The sequence below is a fragment of the Sinorhizobium sp. B11 genome (assembly GCA_039725955.1).
Classification (GTDB): Bacteria; Pseudomonadota; Alphaproteobacteria; order Rhizobiales; family Rhizobiaceae; genus Rhizobium.
Map to the genome: position 1 here is coordinate 244948 of CP091034.1, position 19786 is coordinate 264733.

General features: G+C 60.1%; 20 protein-coding genes. 2 read left to right on the forward strand and 18 right to left on the reverse strand.

What is annotated here, in order from left to right:
* Positions 1–289 precede the first annotated feature (289 nt).
* From guaA to LVY75_10980, 3 genes are all read right to left on the reverse strand, one after another.
* Positions 290–1852, reverse strand: a complete 1563-nt coding sequence (guaA, locus tag LVY75_10970; GenBank protein ID XAZ23757.1) for a glutamine-hydrolyzing GMP synthase — start codon at positions 1850–1852, stop codon at positions 290–292.
* Between the two features lie 193 nt (positions 1853–2045).
* Positions 2046–2684: a 5'-methylthioadenosine/S-adenosylhomocysteine nucleosidase gene (locus LVY75_10975; protein XAZ23758.1), complete on the reverse strand. Its 639-nt coding sequence runs from the start codon at positions 2682–2684 to the stop codon at positions 2046–2048.
* Positions 2681–3130: a PaaI family thioesterase gene (locus LVY75_10980; GenBank protein XAZ23759.1), complete on the reverse strand. Its 450-nt coding sequence runs from the start codon at positions 3128–3130 to the stop codon at positions 2681–2683. The genes LVY75_10975 and LVY75_10980 overlap by 4 nt, the downstream gene beginning before the upstream one ends.
* A gap of 374 nt (positions 3131–3504) precedes the next feature.
* Between LVY75_10980 and LVY75_10985 the strand changes: the two genes are divergently transcribed.
* Positions 3505–4587 (forward strand): DUF2252 domain-containing protein, encoded by a 1083-nt coding sequence (locus tag LVY75_10985; protein XAZ23760.1) that lies wholly within the window; start codon positions 3505–3507, stop codon positions 4585–4587.
* Here LVY75_10985 and LVY75_10990 read toward each other — a convergent pair.
* The 9 genes from LVY75_10990 to LVY75_11030 form a co-directional block, all read right to left on the reverse strand.
* Positions 4566–5666, reverse strand: coding sequence for a DUF1513 domain-containing protein (locus LVY75_10990; protein XAZ23761.1), 1101 nt, complete (start codon positions 5664–5666; stop codon positions 4566–4568). The genes LVY75_10985 and LVY75_10990 overlap by 22 nt on opposite strands.
* Before the next feature lie 3 nt (positions 5667–5669).
* The gene (locus LVY75_10995; protein ID XAZ23762.1) at positions 5670–6773 is read right to left on the reverse strand and encodes a hypothetical protein; all 1104 of its coding nucleotides are present in this window, start codon (positions 6771–6773) and stop codon (positions 5670–5672) included.
* Positions 6773–8311, reverse strand: coding sequence for a c-type cytochrome (locus LVY75_11000; protein XAZ23763.1), 1539 nt, complete (start codon positions 8309–8311; stop codon positions 6773–6775). Before LVY75_11000 ends, LVY75_10995 begins: the two co-directional genes overlap by 1 nt.
* A gap of 47 nt (positions 8312–8358) precedes the next feature.
* A complete protein-coding gene (locus LVY75_11005) occupies positions 8359–9636 on the reverse strand; it encodes an imelysin family protein (GenBank protein XAZ23764.1) in 1278 nt (425 codons plus the stop codon).
* Positions 9637–9882: 246 nt separating this feature from the next.
* Complete coding sequence (locus LVY75_11010; protein XAZ23765.1) at positions 9883–11172, reverse strand: RsmB/NOP family class I SAM-dependent RNA methyltransferase; 1290 nt, start codon at positions 11170–11172, stop codon at positions 9883–9885.
* Between the two features lie 169 nt (positions 11173–11341).
* Positions 11342–11704: a septal ring lytic transglycosylase RlpA family protein gene (locus LVY75_11015; GenBank protein XAZ23766.1), complete on the reverse strand. Its 363-nt coding sequence runs from the start codon at positions 11702–11704 to the stop codon at positions 11342–11344.
* A gap of 409 nt (positions 11705–12113) precedes the next feature.
* Positions 12114–12983, reverse strand: a complete 870-nt coding sequence (locus LVY75_11020; GenBank protein ID XAZ23767.1) for an SDR family oxidoreductase — start codon at positions 12981–12983, stop codon at positions 12114–12116.
* Entirely contained in the window at positions 12983–14143 is a 1161-nt protein-coding gene (queG, locus tag LVY75_11025; GenBank protein ID XAZ23768.1) for a tRNA epoxyqueuosine(34) reductase QueG, read from the reverse strand. The genes LVY75_11020 and queG overlap by 1 nt, the downstream gene beginning before the upstream one ends.
* Before the next feature lie 12 nt (positions 14144–14155).
* Positions 14156–14848, reverse strand: coding sequence for a glutathione S-transferase family protein (locus tag LVY75_11030; GenBank protein XAZ23769.1), 693 nt, complete (start codon positions 14846–14848; stop codon positions 14156–14158).
* Between the two features lie 278 nt (positions 14849–15126).
* Here LVY75_11030 and LVY75_11035 point away from each other — a divergent pair, with 278 nt between their 5' ends.
* Complete coding sequence (locus LVY75_11035; GenBank protein ID XAZ23770.1) at positions 15127–15924, forward strand: undecaprenyl-diphosphate phosphatase; 798 nt, start codon at positions 15127–15129, stop codon at positions 15922–15924.
* A gap of 84 nt (positions 15925–16008) precedes the next feature.
* Here the strand turns inward: LVY75_11035 and LVY75_11040 are convergent, their stop codons facing one another.
* From LVY75_11040 to LVY75_11065, 6 genes are all read right to left on the reverse strand, one after another.
* On the reverse strand, positions 16009–16161 hold the full coding sequence (locus tag LVY75_11040; protein XAZ23771.1) for a hypothetical protein: 153 nt from the start codon (positions 16159–16161) through the stop codon (positions 16009–16011).
* Between the two features lie 281 nt (positions 16162–16442).
* Positions 16443–17423 (reverse strand): complex I NDUFA9 subunit family protein, encoded by a 981-nt coding sequence (locus tag LVY75_11045; GenBank protein XAZ23772.1) that lies wholly within the window; start codon positions 17421–17423, stop codon positions 16443–16445.
* A 110-nt stretch (positions 17424–17533) separates the two neighbouring features.
* Positions 17534–17821: a DUF1330 domain-containing protein gene (locus LVY75_11050; protein XAZ23773.1), complete on the reverse strand. Its 288-nt coding sequence runs from the start codon at positions 17819–17821 to the stop codon at positions 17534–17536.
* 14 nt (positions 17822–17835) lie between these two features.
* Positions 17836–18543 (reverse strand): orotidine-5'-phosphate decarboxylase, encoded by a 708-nt coding sequence (pyrF, locus tag LVY75_11055; GenBank protein XAZ23774.1) that lies wholly within the window; start codon positions 18541–18543, stop codon positions 17836–17838.
* Positions 18544–18549: 6 nt separating this feature from the next.
* Complete coding sequence (locus LVY75_11060; protein XAZ23775.1) at positions 18550–19131, reverse strand: phosphoglycerate mutase family protein; 582 nt, start codon at positions 19129–19131, stop codon at positions 18550–18552.
* A complete protein-coding gene (locus tag LVY75_11065; protein XAZ23776.1) occupies positions 19132–19725 on the reverse strand; it encodes a class I SAM-dependent methyltransferase in 594 nt (197 codons plus the stop codon).
* Positions 19726–19786 lie beyond the last annotated feature (61 nt).

Sequence of the window (19786 nt, forward strand, 5' to 3'; positions counted from 1 at the left end):
TGAGACGAAAAGGTCAAACAGCAACCTTGCGTGGCGCTGTCTCAACATGCTGTCCGAGGTTGATTTTTTTGGGGGCAATCAATGAGGGTCGGGCCTCAGGAGAGCCACGCCTGAGATGATCAGCACGCAGCCCTATAAAACCGGCAGCGGTTTTTCATAAGTAGAATTGAGTACTCTAGCTCTGGCCGGATCTAGATGCTGAAACACCCACTGTTCAGCTGTTTTGCCTATCATTCACGCTCCTCTGGAGCAGAGGCAAAACGGGAACCCGTGTCGGGTTCCGGGATCTTCATTCCCACTCGATCGTGCCAGGCGGCTTGCTGGTCACGTCGTAGACGACACGGTTGATGCCGCGGACCTCGTTGATGATGCGGGTGGCTGCGCGGCCGAGGAATTCCATGTCGTAGTGGTAGAAATCCGCCGTCATTCCGTCGACCGAGGTGACGGCACGCAGCGCGCAGACGAATTCATAGGTGCGGCCGTCGCCCATGACGCCAACGGTCTGGACGGGCAGCAGCACGGCGAAAGCCTGCCAGATCGCGTCATAGAGGCCGGCCTTGCGGATCTCGTCGAGATAGATCGCGTCGGCCTCACGCAGGATCTCGAGCTTCTCGCGGGTAATGCCGCCGGGGCAGCGGATGGCAAGGCCTGGACCCGGGAAGGGATGGCGGCCGATAAAGCTGTCGGGCAGGCCGAGTTCCTTGCCGAGGGCACGAACCTCGTCCTTGAAGAGTTCGCGCAGCGGCTCGACGAGCTGCATCTTCATGCGCTCCGGCAGGCCGCCGACATTGTGGTGCGACTTGATGGTAACGGAGGGACCACCGGTGAAGGAGACGGACTCGATCACATCGGGATAGAGCGTGCCCTGGCCGAGGAAATCGGCGCCACCGAGCTTCTTGGCCTCGTCCTCGAAGGTCTCTATGAACAGGCGGCCGATGATCTTGCGCTTGGTTTCCGGGTCGGAAACGCCCTCGAGTTCGCCGATGAAGCGATCGGAAGCGTCGACATGGATCAGGTGCAGATTGTAGTGCTCGCGGAACATGGCGACGACGCCAGCCGCCTCGTCCTTGCGCATCAGGCCGTGGTCGACGAGGATGCAGGTCAGCTGATCACCAACGGCCTCGTGGATCAGCAGCGCTGCGACGGAGGAGTCGACACCACCGGAAAGCGCACAGATGACGCGCTTGTCACCCACCTGTTTGCGAATGTCCTCGACCGCCTTCTGGCGATAGGCCGACATGGTCCAGTCGCCCTTGATGCCGGCGATGTTATGGATGAAATTCGCGATCAGCTTGGCGCCGTCGGGCGTATGCACGACCTCAGGATGGAACTGCACGCCGTAATATTTGCGCTTTTCGTCGGCGATGAAAGCATAGGGCGCGTTGGACGACGTCGCGACGACTTCAAAGCCCTCGGGCAGCTTGGTGACGCGGTCGCCATGGCTCATCCAGACCTGGTGGCGCGAGCCCTTGGACCAGAGGCCCTCGAAAAGTACGCAGTCCTCATCGACTTCGAGGAAGGCACGGCCGAATTCGCGGTGATGGCCGCTTTCCACCAAACCACCGAGCTGCATGCACATCGTCTGCTGTCCGTAGCAGATGCCGAACACCGGAAGACCACTGTCAAAGATGATCTGCGGCGCCCTCGGCGATCCCTCATCGACCGTCGAGGCCGGGCTGCCGGACAGGATCACGGCTTTCGGCTGGAGGCGCTTGAAGCCTTCCTCGGCGGACTGGAAAGGAACGATCTCGCAATAGACGCCGGCTTCACGCACGCGACGTGCGATGAGCTGGGTCACCTGGCTGCCGAAATCGACGATGAGAACGCTGTCGGGATGTGCTGTCTGGGTCATGGCGAGCCTTTAATGAAAAGCGCCTCTTCTTGCAATGCGGGAATTCGGCCGTATCAGGGTTTTATTGTCCCGATTGTCCCTGTTTTCAGCGCTTGAAGCGTGTCGCGATCTTTCAAATTCGCTGCCGCGCCTCAAGCTTTTGTCTTCGGATGTTGTTATCGCAAAACCGCTGCACACTTTTGCGCGATATGCTCTAGAACCAGAAAACGCCGTCCTCCAGGGCAGTGAAAAGGCTGTCCACGGCATAGGAAAGCTTGCGGTCGACGATATGCAGATATTCCGTCCAGCCGGAAATATGCTGCAGCTCGACCGCGCCGTCGGAAATACCGCGAAGGCCGATCAGCGGCAGCTTGTAGCCCTGGCAGGCGCGCAGCACCGCATAGGTCTCCATGTCGACCATGTCGGCTGCTATATTGGTATAGGCGGCACCGGAAACGACGTTGCCGCCGGTCGAAAGCGTGGCTTCGGGAATGCCGGGAATGCGTAGCGGCAGCTCGAGATCCGCAGGCAGGTCGAGGAAGGGGGTCTTGCCCTTTTCGAAACCGAGCGGCGAGGCATCCATGTCGCGATAGGAAACGGAGGTGACCTGATAGACTTCGGTCTGCTGCAGGCGCGCCGAACCGGCCGAGCCGAGCGAAACCACGAGGTCGGGCAGATCGTCGGAAGCATCGAGACGGGAGAGTGACTTGGTGATCGCGATTGCTGCCTCGACCGGCCCCACGCCAGTCATCAGCGGTTCGATGCGCGAGCGCAGGAACGGGCCATATTCGGCCTCCGCGGCCATGACAAACAGGATGGACTTGCCTGCAACCGACTTCAGTTCGAATTTCATCCCGTAATTCCCTCTCTTCCGCGAATGACCATCATCGTCCCGGTCATGGACGCGATGAGCTTGGCCGGCCCATCGCTGATCGCATAACCTCGCCCGTCGGCGACGATGATGTTGGAGCCGGGCTTGGTGATCTCGCCCCTGAAGAGGAAGCGTTCGCCGCGCCCCGGCGACATGAGGTTGACCTTGAACTCGATCGTGAGGATCGAGGCTTCGGCATCGATGACGCTGTAAGCTGCAAAACCGCAGGCCGAATCGAGCGCTGCGGAAATGACGCCTGCGTGCAAAATGCCGTGCTGCTGTGTCAGTTTGACGTCGAAAGGAAGCTCGATTTCCACCATGCCGTGCTCGATACGCGTCAGCTCCGCGCCGATGGTGTGCATGGCGGCCTGTCGTGCAAAACTCTGGCGGATCCGCTCCCGGAAATCGCCTCTGTCGGTATCGTTCATCGCAGCCCTCTCGCGACCGCGAAAGTGGCATGGCCCGCCGGATTCGACAAGGTTGCAATCCGGCTCACGGCGTTTTTGTCTTCCGCTGCCACTCCAAATGCGTCCATCTCGAACAATCTATTCGAGATGGGTCGTTCCCGTCCTGTCGCCGCGCCGATGTTTCGCCAACGGTTTGCAGCACTTCATCCGCCACTGCCACATCAGACCTGATCACAGCGTGACACGGAGTCGCTCTGGGAAGCAGCGGCGGCCATCGCAAGCCGCCTTTGCGATGGCTGGATTTTGGTCTCGTCGCGCCCGCCTTAGATTGCCTCAAAACCGCTTCTGAATAAGGCGCCCCAGGTTTATGATCATGCAAACCTGAGGGCGAGCCGATGAAGACATTTTCTCAATCTATGAGCGATTACGAGGCGTGGCTGGGACACGAGCTGCAGGGCGAGCTCGTACAGGAGGGTATCGACGAGAAACACAGGAAGATGCGCGAAGAGGCATTCTCCTTCCTGCGCGCTACCTACTGGCGCTGGGCGGAAATCATCTACGCCGTGAGGCCGGAGCTTGCCGATATGCCGCAAGTGTTGTCGATCGGCGATACCCACCTGGAGAATTTCGGTACCTGGCGCGATATCGAGGGGCGGCTGGTCTGGGGCGCCAATGATTTCGACGACGCGGCGATCATGCCCTATGGCCTGGATCTTGTCCGGCTGGTCGCAAGCGCCATTCTGGCTCAGCCGGATGCCGGGATTTCCGGCAGGGCGATCGCCGAACTCACTCTCGCTGGATATGTGCGCGGACTTGAACATGCGAGCCCGATCGTCCTGGAGCGCGATCATCCCTGGCTGCGCGACAAGCTGCTGCTTTCGGAGGATGAGCGGAAGGAATTCTGGAAGAAATGGGACAAACACAAGCCCGGCGAAAAGCCAGCCCCCGGCCGTTTTGTTGATGCACTGAGGAATGCTTTGCCGAGAGGCGCAGGAAGTTCTACGCCCTTGCCCGTGAAGAAGAAGGGAACGGGCAGCCTCGGGCGGCCACGTTTCGTCGCCTATGTGAAGGAATGGCGTGGTGGGCCTGTGCTGCGTGAAGCCAAGGCGCTCGTGCCCTCGGCATGGTCGCTCGCAAGATCGGGAGATCACGTCATCAGAACAGGCGTCATCGCCGCCGGGCGCATGCGCAGCCCAGATCCTCATTTCGCTGTGTCGGGCCGAATTCTTGTCCGCCGGCTTTCGCCGAACAGCCGCAAGATCGAGATCGAGAGCGATGCGAAGACGCTCTTGGATGGCGCCATGCTGGAACTGATGGGATTCGAGATCGCCAACTGCCATTCGGATGACGCGGCAAGTGCTGCGGCTATTCGCAATGACCTGCATTCCCGCGGTGAGGACTGGCTCTATGAGGCGGCGCGGGCAGCCGCCGAAGTCACTGAAAAGGAATGGAAAGACTACCGCACGAGTGCCGGCTGAGTGATCCGCACGATATGCTGATCCCAGGCGACATCGCTATGAGCCGACAGGAAATCGCCATCATAAGAGGAAACGGCAAAACCGCCGGGAGCAGGCGCGATTCCCGCGGCATCGCGAACGCTGTCCTCGCGCAGCACATTGCCGGTTTTCGCATCGATGGTGACAGATGCGCCGCCGACCGGCGAAGTGACGCCGACCAGACCTTCCTTTCGATTGACTGCGATCGCCCCGACATAATTGGCAAGCCGCCGGGTCGTTTCCTCGGGCAAATCGATGAAAACAAGATCCTCACCCCTGGCGAAATGTCCAACGAGCGGCGGCAGGTCCTTCCTATGGCCCTCATACTGGCAGGCGAACCAGATGCGACCGTTGGCCTCGAGATCGACATGGCGTGTCGAGACCGACGACCATTGCGGCGGTAGCGTATGCTTTTCGATCAGCGTGCCGGTCGCCGCATCGATCAGCGCCAGCGACGGCTGCATGTTGCCGAGATTGAGCTTGGTGCGGCCGAAATCCGGGTGGGTCTCGATACCGCCATTGGCGACAACAAGCATGCGGCCGTCATCCGAAACCGTCATGTCATGCGGGCCGACGCCATAGGTTTCGTATTCGCCGATACGGGCGAAACGGTTCGTCGCATCGTAGAGGCCGATCATGCCCCTGTTGTTGTCGAAGTCGTTCTCGCTGGCATAGAGCAACCGCCCATCCGGCGAAAACGCACCGTGGCCGTAGAAATGGCGGCCCTCCGGTGAGGTGATGACGATCGGTTCGCCCCTGTTCCGGGGGTCGAAGATCATCGCGAAGGTACCCGGCCTGCGGGCGAAGGCGACGGTGTGGCCGGTGGCAACACTATGGGCCATGCCATGGGCGCGGGCGGGCAGCGCCACCTGATCGACAATCTCCCCGCGTTCGGTGACGGTCGCGACCGCAAAGGAGCCGTTGGCAGCGCGGATACCGGATGCGTAGACAGCATCGGCGCGCGTGAGAGCCAGCAGCGCTTCAGGTTTCAGCGCAGCCAGAAAGCCGATACCGGCGGCCTTGACGAAGCCACGGCGGTCGATGGCGGCGCTGCGCCACATCGGTCAGTCTCCGTCCGAGAAGGAGAAGCCGGCCGAAAGACCGATTGCCGCTCCATACTGATCGCTGATCGTGGTGATGAGATCGCGGCTTTCGCTAAGCAGCGTATCGAGCTTGCCCCTCTCCGCATCACTGACCGCGACTTCGATATCCGGGTTCAGCTTCGAGACGCTGTCTATGATCGTCTTCAACTTGGTGTCGATTGAATCGGCAACCGCCTTCTTTTCGGGCGGCAGCAGTTCGGCCATGCCGGCCTTCTGCCAGAGGGTACGAATGCCCTCGAGATTGGCGGCCATCGATTTCCAGGTATTCTTGGAACGCCAATAGATCGCCATGCGCGGACGGGCGGGCGTATCCTTGCCCTTGTAGAATTGCTCCAGTCGCTGGTCGCGGACATTCTCCGCGCCGTGGACGAGGATGCCGAGGAGGGCGGTCACGGCCTCCTTGTTATCCATGAAATCGTCGCTCTGCGGGCCAGGATGTTTCCAGCCCGCCTGCACACCGTCAGGCTTTTCCCAGGCGGCGACCACTTCGCCGGCTTCACGCTGGATATTGCCGGCAACCGCCTGGCCATACAGGCAGCGGAAACCGCCCTTCTGCTTGATCAGTTCCTCGGACCCGTTGCCGTAGAGCACATATTCGAGTGCGGTCAGACCCTGCAGAGCGACGCTCTTGCCGGCGATGGCGTCGACTGTCGCGTCCTTCGGATCGGCCTTGGCGATCAGCGCCTGCACCTGCTTCAGGCCGACACCCTTGCGGTCGGGATAGAAGAGGATGTGCTCGAAGAGATTGTCCTGGATGACAGGGCCGGTCTGGACGATCTCGATCGTCGACCAGTAGCGGATCGTATCGTCGAATGCCGATTTGGCGCGGTCGAGCGTCTGCTGTGTACCGGAGGCGCAGAGATCGTTCATGGCGGTCGTCAGGCGCGCGGACGATTGCTGCATGTTACGATAGCCTGGGCGGATGACCTCATCGACGGCGCGCTGCATGACCGACGGCACGGCATCCTCGTTCAGTCCCGCAGCGGGCGTCGCCGCGCTCTGGGCGGCAGCCGATGTGGCAAGGCCGGTCACGGCGAGGCAGAGGAGGGTGTGCCAGGGGCGCATTAAAGTGACTCCAGGAATGTAATCAGGGCCTCTCTATCGCCTTTTGATAGAGAGGAGAATGCGCTACGGGCTTTTTCCGCTTCGCCGCCATGCCAGAGGATTGCTTCGGTGAGATTTCTGGCGCGGCCGTCATGCAGGAAGAAGCTGTGTCCGCTGACAGTCCGGGTCAGTCCTATACCCCATAGCGGTGGCGTGCGCCATTCCCGTCCGCTTGCAAGTCCTACCTGCTGCCCATCGGCAAGACCGTCGCCCATGTCGTGCAGCAGAAAATCGGAATAGGGCCAGATGAGCTGGAAGGATTGCGCCTTTTCGGCGGTATCGCGGCGCGTGACGAACTTCGGCACGTGGCAGGAAATGCAGCCCGATTCATAGAACAGCTGCTTGCCGCGCAAGGTTTCAGCGAAACTTGCTTTGCGCCGGGCAGGCACGGCGAGGTTTTCGGAATAGAAGGTCACCAGGTCGAGCACCGGGCCAGGAGCTTCCTGCTCGCCGAGGCGTTTCTGCACGCCATCACGCATGGCGAGGCACTTTGTCTCAGCGCCGGTGCAGTCGCCGTAGGCATTTGGCGCGTCCGGCGTCGAAATGCCGATATCGGTGGAAAAGGCGTCAGCGCTCTGGTCGCGTATATTGGCATTCTGCGCCTTCCAGCCGAAGCGCCCCAGTGCAATATTGCCGCTGCGGTGGTCGCGTACGATCGCCGCCTTGCCGGAGATACCATCATGATCGAGATCATCAGGATCGGCATGGGCAAGAATATCCGCCTCGGGGATCGCCTGGATCAGGCCGAGGCCGATCATCGCCGGGGCGACCCGCGCTGAGATCGTTGTTGCCGGATCGAGCGGGCCGTAGGCGAGGTCCTTGGCGGAATAGGCGGGTTTGCGCAGGCTAACCGTCTCCCCGCCCGCAAGCGTGACAGTCTCCTCGGTATAGGTGACAGCAACCTTGCCTTCCGCGGCAAGCCCCGGAACCGCGAGGTCCTGAAGCTGGTGCCCATAAACCGGATCGGGGAAGTTGACGACATCGGCGCCGGCGATTGCTTTTTCTTCCTCCGCTGTCTTCGCTGCACGGGCAATACGCAAGACCGTCGAGGTAGTGCTCGGACCACCCTCCGGCGGTTTGCCGCGACCGTCATTGGCGTGGCAGCTCATGCAGGAACGGGCGTTGAAGAGCGGGCCGAGCCCGTCGGAAGCTTGCGTCGAGGATGGCGCCGAAACCCAAAGCTTGCGGAAGAGCGCATTGCCAAGCCGGAAATTCTGCTCTTCCTCGAAGGGGATATTGGCCGAGATATGCGAGAAACTGTCTTCGGTAACCGGATCGACGGAGGTCGCCGCACCCGCTTGCATGGCCTCGTAAGGCTCCGCCTTGCTGAAATCGCTGGTCGGCCTTGTGATATCGGCGACGCGCTTCAGGTCTGCATCGGAAAGATCGATCCGTCTGGTGGGAAGATCGAAAGCGCCGGCGATGGCGACGGGAAGCCCGGCAAGCAAGGCGCAGAAAGCTGCGCTGACAAGAAGGTGACGGGCAGGGTCATGCGACATTTCAAGGGTCCGGGCCGTTCCGCGATCGGAACGGCCCGCCTTTTTGCTTATTTGAAGACAGCGTTAGGATTATCCAGGCTGTCGGAACCTTCAAGCTCCACGGTGCCGAGGTCAAGTGCGGCAATAACACGCTGGACCGACTTTGTCTGGTCGATGAGACCATCGATAGCAGCCTGGACGACGGCGTTGCCTTCCTTGTTGCCCTCGCCAATCATCTGGTCGTATTTCTCGACTGTCTCGCCGCGCTTGGCCATGGCGTGCATGGCATCCAGCGTCGTATTGAGCTTGCCGGTCATCTCGGCGTCCAGTGCCTTGTCCTTGGCGGCAACGAGGTCGTGCAGCGAAGGGCCGGTCATCTTTGTGCCGTCGACGCGGGTATATTCGCCCGTATAGCCGGCGGCGATGCCGATCGCGTCGTTCAGATGCGAGTTGTAAGTATTGTCGGAGAAGCAGTCATGCTCTTCTTCCGGATCGTGCAGCAGCAGGCCGAGCTTCATGCGCTCTCCGGCCAGTTCACCATAAGAGAGCGAACCCATGCCTGTCAGGATGGCGGCGAGACCGGCCTTCGGATCAGCTTCGACATGCTTGGTGGCTTCACCGTCGGGCGCCCAGTTGTCGGTCATTTCCTGCAGGTCGGAAACGAGCAGCGTGGAGGCGGACTTCAGATACTCGGCGCGGCGGTCGCAATTGCCGTGTGTGCAATTCTTCAGGTCATAGTCGGTTGCGGGGCGCTCGCCGGCACCCGGTCCCGTGCCATGCAGATCCTGGCCCCAGAGCAGGAATTCGATGGCGTGATAGCCGGTCGCGACATTGGCCTCGATACCGCCGGCTTCGGCCAGCGTGCCCGAGAGGAATTCCGGCGTCAGCTTGGAGGCGTCGATATCCTTGCCATCGATCTTGATCGTCTTGTTGGCAATGACATTAGCGACATAGAGCGAGTTCTCGTCGCTTTCCGTACCGTAAGAAGGATCGACATAGTCGATCAGGCCTTCATCCAGCGGCCATGCGTTGACCTTGCCTTCCCAGTCATCGACAACAGGGTTGCCGAAGCGGTAGACTTCCGTCTGCTGATAGGGGACGCGCGCCTTGATCCAGGCATCCCGGGCAGCCTTCAACGTCGTATCGTTGGGCGTCTTCAGGAATATATCGATGGCCGCGTCGAGCGCCTTCGCAGTCGTCAGCGAGTCCTCGTACTTCGCATGGGCGACTTCGGCATAGTGTTTCACGACTTGAGCAGCATCGGGCGCCGCATAGGCGGGAAGGGCGAGCAGGGCGGCGGGGGCGATCGCCAGCGCGGCTGCGCGGAATGTGCGGTTGAGCTTCATAATCCTCTCCTGTGACGGATTTCCGTCTGAATCCGGCAATCGTCTCTTCGCGCAAAAGCAAACTGGTGTCAAACACTCTAGTTTGGAATGGTTTTAAGGATGGATGACTGTATTTAACTGGTCGTTTGAAGACTATCTGACCGCAAATTCTAGGATCACCTGCACGACGGATCGCCCTTGCCACCTCTGGGTCTCGTGATCAACGCGGATCATGCAGGGTTTTCGATTTCCTCTGCAGAGCGCTTCTCAGCCGTCCCTTCTCAGGCGGCAGAAGAAGAAGCCATCCGTATCCGTCGACGCCGGCGTCAGCGTGATCGTCTTGCCATCGGAAGAGCGTGGGCGCGCGCTGTCCTTGCCGAACAGGCTGTCCCAGGCCGGCAGCGCGCTTTCAATCTTGAAATCGCCATTCTCGGCAGCAAAGCGCCGCACCTGCTCTTCGTTCTCCTGCGGCAGCACCGAACAGGTGACGTAGATGAGGTCGCCACCAGGGCGCACGAAGCTGCTTGCCTGCTTCAGGGCGTCCTGCTGCTGGGCGGTGCGCTCGTCGAGGTTCTTTGCCGTCAGCCGCCATTTCGTGTCCGGGCGGCGGCGCCATGTGCCGGTGCCGGTGCAGGGGGCATCGACCAGAACCTTGTCGCAGCGGTTGCGCAGGTTGGACAAGCCCTTGGCATCGTCATGGACCTGGACGTTGCGCGTCCCGGCGCGCTTCAGACGCTCGATGATCGGCGCAAGCCGCTTGCGATCGGCGTCATAGGCGTGAACCTGACCCTTATTGTGCATGGCGGCCGCCATCGCGAGGGTCTTGCCGCCGCCGCCGGCGCAATAATCCAGCACCTGCTCGCCATCCCCAGGCAGGACAAGATCGGCGACGATCTGCGATCCCTCGTCCTGAACCTCGAACCAGCCCTTCTGGAACGAAAGCTCGGCCGTGACGTTAGGAAGACGTGAGGCGCCTTCGCCGGCGGGAATCCGGATGCCGTAGCGTGCGATCTTCGCCTCGTTCGCGCCGGCGCGTTCCAGCGCCTTGAAGGCCTTTTCACGGGTGGCCTTCAGGATATTGGCGCGCAGATCAAGGGTCGGGCGCCCGGCAAGTGCCTGCGCCTCGGAAAGCCACGCGCCGCCGAAAGCCTGTTCGAAGGAGGGCTGTACCCATTCCGGAATATCGCCCTGCACATGTGGGGAGGCATCGGAAAGAGAGCGGCTCGCAAAGGCTGCGAGCGCTTCTGCGGAAAGCGGCGTCGGCGCGAACTTGTCGCCTGCAAGTTCCGCAGCCAGTGTTTCCGACGTAAAACCCCACTGGCGGAACATGACGGCGTGCGCAATGGCAACTGCACTGTCATCGTCCATCAGATAGGCATGGGACAATCGCATGCGCAGCGCGTCGTAGACAATGTTGCCGATCGCCGCCCGGTCGCCGGAGCCGGCAAAGCGGTGAGCGAGGCCCCAGTCCTTCAGCGCATCGGCGACAGGCCTTTTACGGGCATCGATATCAGCCAGAACCGAGATCGCCCCTTCGAGGCGGCCGCCCAAACGCATTCAAACTTCTCCTGTTGCCTTGGCTGGTGAACGATCCGCGCAAGAAAGAACCCCCAGCAAAGCTGTTCGGCCGGGCGGATTGTTCACAAGTCTCAACCGCGTGGTACCCGCGATTGACGGCAAGAGCAAGCGCCGCATCCGGCGCAGGGATTGTGCGGAGGACTTGGCCTCAGCTGATGACTTCGTAGCAGACCTTCGCAGTGCCCGAGGAGACCATGCCGATATTCTGTGCGGCAGCGCGCGACAGATCGAGCACGCGCCCGCGGATGAACGGACCACGGTCATTGATGCGAACGACGACGCTGCGGCCGTTGTTGCGGTTGGTGACCTTCACCTTTGTGCCGAACGCCAGAGAGCGATGTGCGGCAGTGTAGACGGCAGGGTTCATGCGTTCCCCGGAAGCAGTTTTGGAGCGAAGTGCGTACCACGAAGCACCGCCACATCCGTTGGCAGCAAATGCTTCAGCCGGAAGGATGAAAGAGCAGGCTGCAATGGCTGCGGTAGTGATTAGAGAACGGCAAATTTTCTTCAAAACGGATTGTCCCTCAACTATTGAACTTGCGCCTTCACAGGCGGCGGGGCTTAAATCCGGGGAAAAGTGGCGAAAAAGTGCCGAACACGATCACGGAACATTACAGTCTGTAATATTTGTGATTCCGATAACATTGCGGTAGCAGGACACCGCTTTGGCAATTCTTGGAAAAAGCCTAATGAAATCAGTTAAAATCCGAACGATTTTTTCGCATAAACGGTAAACAATTGATGGCCGTTGGAAATCACAAAAATTTTTTTCTCAGGGCGCCATATTTGTCGCCACATTTGCGCAAATTTAGAGGCCGTTAACCATAATACGGAGCGAAATTCAGTTCGCAAAAATCAGAAAGTAGGAAATTCCTACTCTTTATGGATTATAACCCTATCACCCGAATGAGAGGGGTTCGTCAGCCGCGCCAACCGTCATTTTGCCATAACTGGGCGAGCGACATCGGATAGTTCGGGAAGGCAAACCGGAAGCCTGCAGCCTTCAGCTTGGCATTGGAAACGCGCTTGTTCTCTCCATAGAAGGAACGCGCCATCGGCGTCATCTCGGCGGTCTCGAAAGGCTGCTCCGGCGGCGGCGTGACGCCCATCAGGTTGGCTGCCTCGACTATGACATCCTGCGGCGGACCGGGTTGGTCGTCGGTGACATTATAGATGCCGCCGAGCGCATGTTCTGACAGAAACCGGGTGGAAGCGCCGATGTCTTCCACGCGGATACGATTGAACACCTGGTCCTTCTTGATGATGCGGCGCGCTGTGCCGCGGTCCAGATTGACGAAGGCGTTGCGTCCCGGTCCATAGATGCCGGAAAGTCGCAATATGGCGGCCGGCGTTTCGCGGGAACGGCCGAGCGCAAGCCAGGCATCCTCGGCGTCGAGACGTTCCTTCGAGCGGCCCGAGACCGGTATACAGGGCGTTTCCTCGGTCACCCAGGAACCCTTGTGGTCACCATAGACGCCGACTGTGGAGAGATAGCCGATCCATTGCAGGTCAGGCAGAAGCACCGTGCCGTCCTTCCCAAGTAATGCAAGCAGCGGGTCGGCATCGCGCGGAGCGATCGACTGAACGAGATGCGTGACAGTGGCCATCGCCGCACGCAGGTCGTCGCTCAAGTCCTCTCCGTTGAAGATAAAGGCTTCGATCCCGATCTTGCGCAACTCATCGGCTTTCTCTCCCGAACGGGTCGTACCGGAGACGCGAATGCCGCTGTCGCCGAACGCCTTGGCGATAGCCGTGCCGGAATAACCGCAGCCAAAGATCATCACATGCATCAGCTCACCCCTGCCAATCGCCATTCGTTGAGGACGTCATCGTCCGACTCATTTTCCTTTTGTGCGGCAAAGGCTTTGAATTCGCCAGCCTCCATGAGCCGCGACAGCGCCCAAACCGCCATGCCGCGCACGACCGGCGAGGCATCGGCGGCAAGCGCACGACATCGCTCGATCAGGCTCCGCTCGCCGGAATTGCCAGCGGCGATCAGCACATTGCGAATGAAGCGGTCACGCCCGATGCGCTTGACCGGCGAACCGCTGAAGAACGTGCGGAAGCTTGGGTCGTCGAGCGACAAGAGGACGGCGATCGAAGGCTCCTTCAGATCCTCCCTTGCCTTCAGCTTCATTTCCGACGCTTCGTTTGCGAACTTGTTCCAGGGGCACGCGGCAAGACAATCGTCGCAGCCATAGATGCGGTTGCCGATCAGCGGCCGGAATTCGGGATCGATCGGCCCCTTATGTTCGATCGTCAGATACGAGATGCAGCGGCGCGCGTCGATCTGGTAGGGGGCAGGAAAGGCAGCCGTCGGGCAGGCGTCGAGGCATGCACGGCAGGAGCCGCAATGGTCGGTCTCTGGCGCATCCATATTGAGATCGGCCGTCGTGAACATCGAACCGAGGAAAAGCCAGGAGCCATGTTCGCGGCTGACAAGATTGGTGTGTTTGCCCTGCCAGCCGAGACCGGCGGCTGCCGCGAGCGGCTTTTCCATGACGGGTGCAGTGTCGACGAAGACTTTTACATCCGCGCCTGCCCTGGCGGCGAAGCGGGTCGCAATCTCTTTCAGCCGGCCCTTGATGACATCGTGATAGTCGCGGTTTCGTGCATAAACGGAAATTGCCGCCTTTTCCGCCTTGCCAAGGATGCCACGCGGGTCTTCGTCAGGCCCGTAGTTCAGACCGAAGACGGCAACCGAGCGTACATCGCTCCAGAGCGTGCGCGGATCACTGCGGCGTTCACGCGTTTCCGCCATCCATTCCATCGTCCCGTGCCTGTTGGCATCGATGAACTGTCCAAGCCGTACCTTTGCTTCCGGGATCGAATCGGGACGGGTGACGCGGCAGAGATCGAAGCCAAGGGCAGCCGATTCCGCCTTCAGGAAGGCGGTCAAATTGTCGCGGCGCTTCTGCTCCCTGGTATCGTCGGTTTTCGCTTCGGGCATCAAAAGCCCTCGTCAGAAATCCAGATCGGCATAATGGGAAACCGGCGTCAGTCCGCGCACGCGCTCGGTGAGCATCGGCCGGAAGGAGGGGCGCGATTTCAGCCGCTGGTACCAGTCTTTGGCGAGTGGCGATTCCGACCAGTCGATTTCCCCGAGATAATCGAGGATGGAAATGGAGGCTGCGGCGGCCAGATCGGCGTAACTCATCCGGTCGCCGGCAAGCCACTGACGCGAGCCTGCAAGCCAGGTGAGATAACGCATGTGCTGGCGGATATTCGCACGCGCAGTGCGCAATATCTTGGAATCCGGGGCGCCTCCGCCCTGGTCGGCCGTCATCTGAAGCTTATAGACGCGCTCGCGCGCCAGCGGCTTGGTGACGTCGTTTTCCATCTTCTGCATGAACCATTCCGTCAGCCGGCGGATTTCCGCACGCTGGAATGGATCTTCGGCGAGCAACCGACGGTCGCGCTTCAGCACGCCATGCGTCTCGTCGAGATATTCTGAAATGACGGTCGCGCCACAGAGCGCCCGCATGCTGTCGTCGACATAAACAGGCAGCGTGCCGGCCGGGTTGAGCGCCAGGAAGTCGCGGCGCTTCTCCCAGGTCTGTTCCTCGATCAGCTCCGCCTGATAGCCGTATTCCGCCAGAATGAGCCTGACGAAGCGGGATGCGGACGACATGGGATGATGATAGAGCGTGGGCATCGATACTCGGACTTTTGATTGTGGTGCATGGGCTCAAGGGCTCGCCACTTATACCGCCCTAGTCATGACTCATTAGTTGAAGCTATAGGAGCTTGCCCCCGCCAATACAAGCGAATCGGGCTCATCTGCCTGACAAGGGACAAAACATGGCTGCCTGAACGATCGCAACTCCCCGCTCGCCTTTTCTTGCCTCCCGCTCTGGCGAATGATGATTGTGCAGTGCAATATAAGCCTGACCGCCACTCCAGTCCGACCGAACCCCAAACCGGAGACACTTTATGGACTACATAAACTCTATAATTCTGGGCATTATAGAAGGGATCACAGAGTTCCTGCCGATTTCGAGCACCGGCCATCTGATCATTGCCGAACAGTGGCTTGGTGCCCGCAGCGATACATTCAACATCGTCATTCAGGCGGGAGCGATCCTCGCCGTCACCATTATCTACTGGCGTCGCCTGCTTGATCTGCTGCTTGGCTGGCGCGATCCTCAGAACCGCGATTATGCCTTTAAACTGATTGTCGCCTTTCTGATCACGGCAGTGCTCGGCCTTCTCGTCAAGAAGATGGGTTTCGAGTTGCCTGAGACCGCGACGCCGGTTGCCTGGGCCCTGATCATCGGCGGTATCTGGATGATCTTTGCCGAATGGGCCGCCGCCCGCCGCCCGCCGAGCGCCCACATCACCTGGCTCGTTGCCATTCTGGTCGGTATCGCCCAGGTCGTCGCCGGTGTCTTCCCGGGCACGTCCCGCTCCGGCGCCACGATCTTCGTCGCCATGCTGGCCGGTACGGCCAATCGCGCAGCGGCAACCGAATTTGCGTTCCTCGTCGGCATTCCGACCATGTATGCCGCAAGCGCCTTCTCGCTGCTGAAGACCTTCAAGGATGGCGGCGCGGCCAATGAAGACTGGACAGCGCTCGGCATCGCCTTCGTCGTCTCCACGATCGTCGCCTTCGTCGCCGTCAAATGGTTGCTGGCCTATATCAGGAGCAACCGCTTCACGGTCTTTGCGATCTATCGCATCATTTTGGGTGTCGTCCTGCTCGGCATGGCGATGGCCGGCATGATCAGCTGATAGGCTGAAAAGGTGAGCGATCGAACATTGGTCGCTCGCATCAAGGCAAAAATAAAAGCCGGTTCGAAAGGACCGGCTTCTTTATTAGTGGGTGATGGAGGCCGTCGAGCAGGGATCGACGCCATAGGCCGGCGAGCAACCGCCCTTCACCGCTGCGACGGAGCCCGGCGCAATGAAGGAGCCTGCGAGGATGACCAGTGCCGCACACGCAAAAAGAAGCGCGATTGACTTACCCATTAGAAATAGCCTTTCACAGTGATTGCCGCACGCCTGCGAGGCGCTTGAGTCTGTCTGAAGACGCGCGGGGGTGTTTAGTCAGTGGAATGGCAAATAGCAATAAATGTTCCTGCTAAATTTGGTGTTAATTCCACTAAATTTCCTATGCGTCTTTTATGCAACGTCACACATTATGAAACGCCTCATAACTCGCCAGGCTTGCGCCGGATTTGCATCGCACATAAACAAAGCGCCGCCCGTGAATGTTCACGAGTGGCGCTTGAACGACCGTCTGTCGATTATCAGGCAGCCTTGCCGGAGCCGGTATATTGACCGTGCGGGCGGTAATGCACCAGATAGGAGTCGAGCACGGAAGTCGCCATCGTCGGCTTGATGCCAAGGCCCTTCAGCGTGCGGCCTTCAGCTTCGGCTTCCTTTGAAACGACGTTGTCGTGCTTCAGCAGCTTGACCTGGTCCGGCGTGATCGGCGGCGCGATGAAAGGCACCAGCGAGGCGATGCTGCCGATCATGGATGCGATGCCGAACGGCATGGAAACGAACGGATTCTTGCGGACCGTGACCTTGAGCATGGTCTCGAGACATTCGCGGAAGGTAAGCACTTCAGGACCGCCAAGTTCATAGATCTTGCCAGTTTCGACCTTGCCGTCGACAGCGCGGGCAACAGCCTCGGCAACATCTTCAACATAGACGGGCTGGAATTTTGTCTTGCCGCCGCCCACGAGCGGCAGAACAGGAAACATGCGCGCCATGTCGGCGAACTTGTTGAAGAAGCTGTCTTCGGGACCGAAGACGACAGACGGGCGGAAGATCACCGCGTCCGGCTTGATCGACAGGATGGCGGCTTCCGCCCGGCCCTTGGTGCGGCCGTAACTGGACTGGGAGCCGGAATTTGCACCGATAGCCGAGAGGTGGGTGAGCGTCGCACCTGCGTTGCGGGCAGCTTCGGCAACGGCGCGACCGCCGAATTCCTGCACCGCATCGAACGTGTTGCGGCCGCTCTCGTGGAGAATGCCGACGCAGTTGATGACATGGTCGGCACCTTCGACGGCCCGGTCGATCGAATTGCGGTAGCGCAGGTTGGCCTGGACGAAAGAAATCTGGCCGACATTGCCGAGTGGCTGCAGGAAGCCTGCGAGATCGGGGCGGCGCACCGCAACGCGTATGCGGTAACCGCGCTTGGCGAGCGCCCGCACGACATGTCTGCCGATGAAGCCGGACCCTCCGAACACGGTGACGAGCGGCGGCAGGTTGGCAAGGGTCATGGCAGGCTCCTCGAAAGGCTTTGGAATGCTGTGATTGTTTTCGTCTTAGCCCAATACCGACGCGACGAAAAGGGCCATCGCGCCGCAGTTCTTACCCGTTCAAAACTGGCTCAGACGCCTTCGACCACGACCATTTCCGCGTCAGCCACCTCATGGCGGATTTTTGCGGCAGCCTGGTATTCGGGCGAATTATAGCAGTCGACGGCATGTTGCATCGAGGGAAATTCGATGACCACGTTGCGGGCGCGCGCCTTGCCTTCAAGCTCGGTAATTGCACCGCCGCGGGCGAGGAAATTCGCGCCGTATTTCTCGAAGGCCGGCTTTGCGGTCGCGACGTAATCCTTGTAGCGCTCGAGGTCGCGTACATCGACGCGGGCGATCCAGTATCCCTTGGCCATTCCTGTCTCCCGGTTCAGCGGTTCGCCGGCCAGAGCGCGGCGACCATTTCATTGAGGATTGCACGCGCAGCTTCCCGCGGCTCCGGTGCCTTGACGATCGGGCGCGCGACGACGAGATGCGTGGACCCGGCCTTCAGTGCATCCCTAGGCGTCATCACCCGCTTCTGGTCGCCCTTTTCGACGCCCGTCGGGCGGATGCCTGGCGTAACGATCGCCATATCAGGTCCAACGATCTCGCTGACGGCAGCGGATTCTTCGGCGGAGCAGACGATGCCGCCCATACCCGCAGCACGCGCCTGTTCGGCGCGGCGCGCGACCAGTGCCTGCGGATCATATTGATACCCGGCCTCGACGAGGTCTTCGGCATCCATCGAAGTCAGCACGGTCACGCCGAGCAGGCAGAGACCGGAGCCTTTTGCCGCCTCGACTGCGGCCTTCATCGCTTTCGGATAGGCATGCAGCGTCAGCATCGACATGCCCATCTTGGCGATGTTTTCGACGCCGGATGCGACCGTGTTGTCGATGTCGAGCAGTTTCATGTCGAGGAAGATCTTCTTGCCGCTAGCGGCAAGGTCGCGGGCGAATTCCAGCCCGCCGGCAAAAACGAGCTGGTAGCCGATCTTGTAGAAGAGAACGTCGTCGCCGAGCGTGGAAACCAATCTTTCCGCTTCGCCGATCGTTGGAACATCCAGTCCGACGATCAACCGCTCGCGTGCGTCCATCTCAAATCATCCCCGCCAGTCTTCAATGGGTGTCCAGTCGCATGATAAGCGCCGATCCGCAAGGCCGAAAGCATAGAGATTGCCGCCGCCGGCCGGCTGGTCGCGATCACGCGCAATGGGGGCTCCGGCCAGATGGCATTTGAGCAGCGTTCCAACGCCGCCATGGCCGATGAAGGCGATCGGCGCGGTCCGGTCATGAGAGGATAGGATGGTTTCGACGGCAGAAACGATGCGGGCCTGCGCATCAGTGGCCCGTTCCCAGCCCCTGAAGCTCTCTTCCGGGTGTGCGAAAAACCAGTTGGCGGCCTCTTCGAACTTGTCCGGTGGCAGGAAACCGGTGGCGGAGCGGTCGTTCTCATGCATGCCATGCACGATCTCGATTTTCACGCCTGACGCCGCTGCAAGGATTTCCGCCGTCTCGATCGCTTTCGTCTCGTCGCTGGAGACGATACGGGTCAGCCGTTTCGCCCAGTCGCTTGAAGCAGCCTTGCGGGCGCGTTCTGCGCCAATGTCGGAAAGCCCCCACTTGGGAACGGGAACCTCAGGGTCGATCTTGACCTGGGGATGAGTAATATAAAGTCCAAACATTTATCCGCGCCGATAGATCCAGAGTTGAGCTGGAGGAATATTGCGCACGATGAAATCAAAATGATGAATGCTGTAGCGATCGGCATTGGCAACGATCGGCGAGACCGCGCCATAGGAGATCTGCACTACCGGCCGGCCCGCCGGCATGCGATCGAGCAGGCTTTCCAGGAGCGCGATGCGCGCTTGCATGGGAAAATTCAGAAGCGGTATGCCTGAGATCACAGAATCGAACGTCTGGTCCTTGAACACGCCGAGCGTCCGGTCGAGATCGAAGGCATCGCCGTTGATGAAGTTCACGCCTGGATAGAGGCGTACGAGATGTTCGTAGAAATCCGTCGAATATTCGATGGCGACGAGCTTTTCCGGCTTTATGCCATGCGCGAGGATCGCCTTGGTGATGGCGCCCGTGCCAGGCCCGAGTTCGAGCACCGGCAGGTCCGAATGCGGATTTGCGACACTCGCCATCTTGCGGGCGGTAATCGAGGAAGTCGGAACGATGGAGCCGACGGTTTTCGGCCCCTGCATCATGCCCTTGAAGAAGCGGATTTCCTCGTCAAACTTCCTGCCGAGCCGTTCCTTGAGCCGCAGTGCCATGCCGTCCTCCCATGCCTGCCGTTAAACCCTCCCTTAATTGCAGGAGGATGAAGCAAAAACA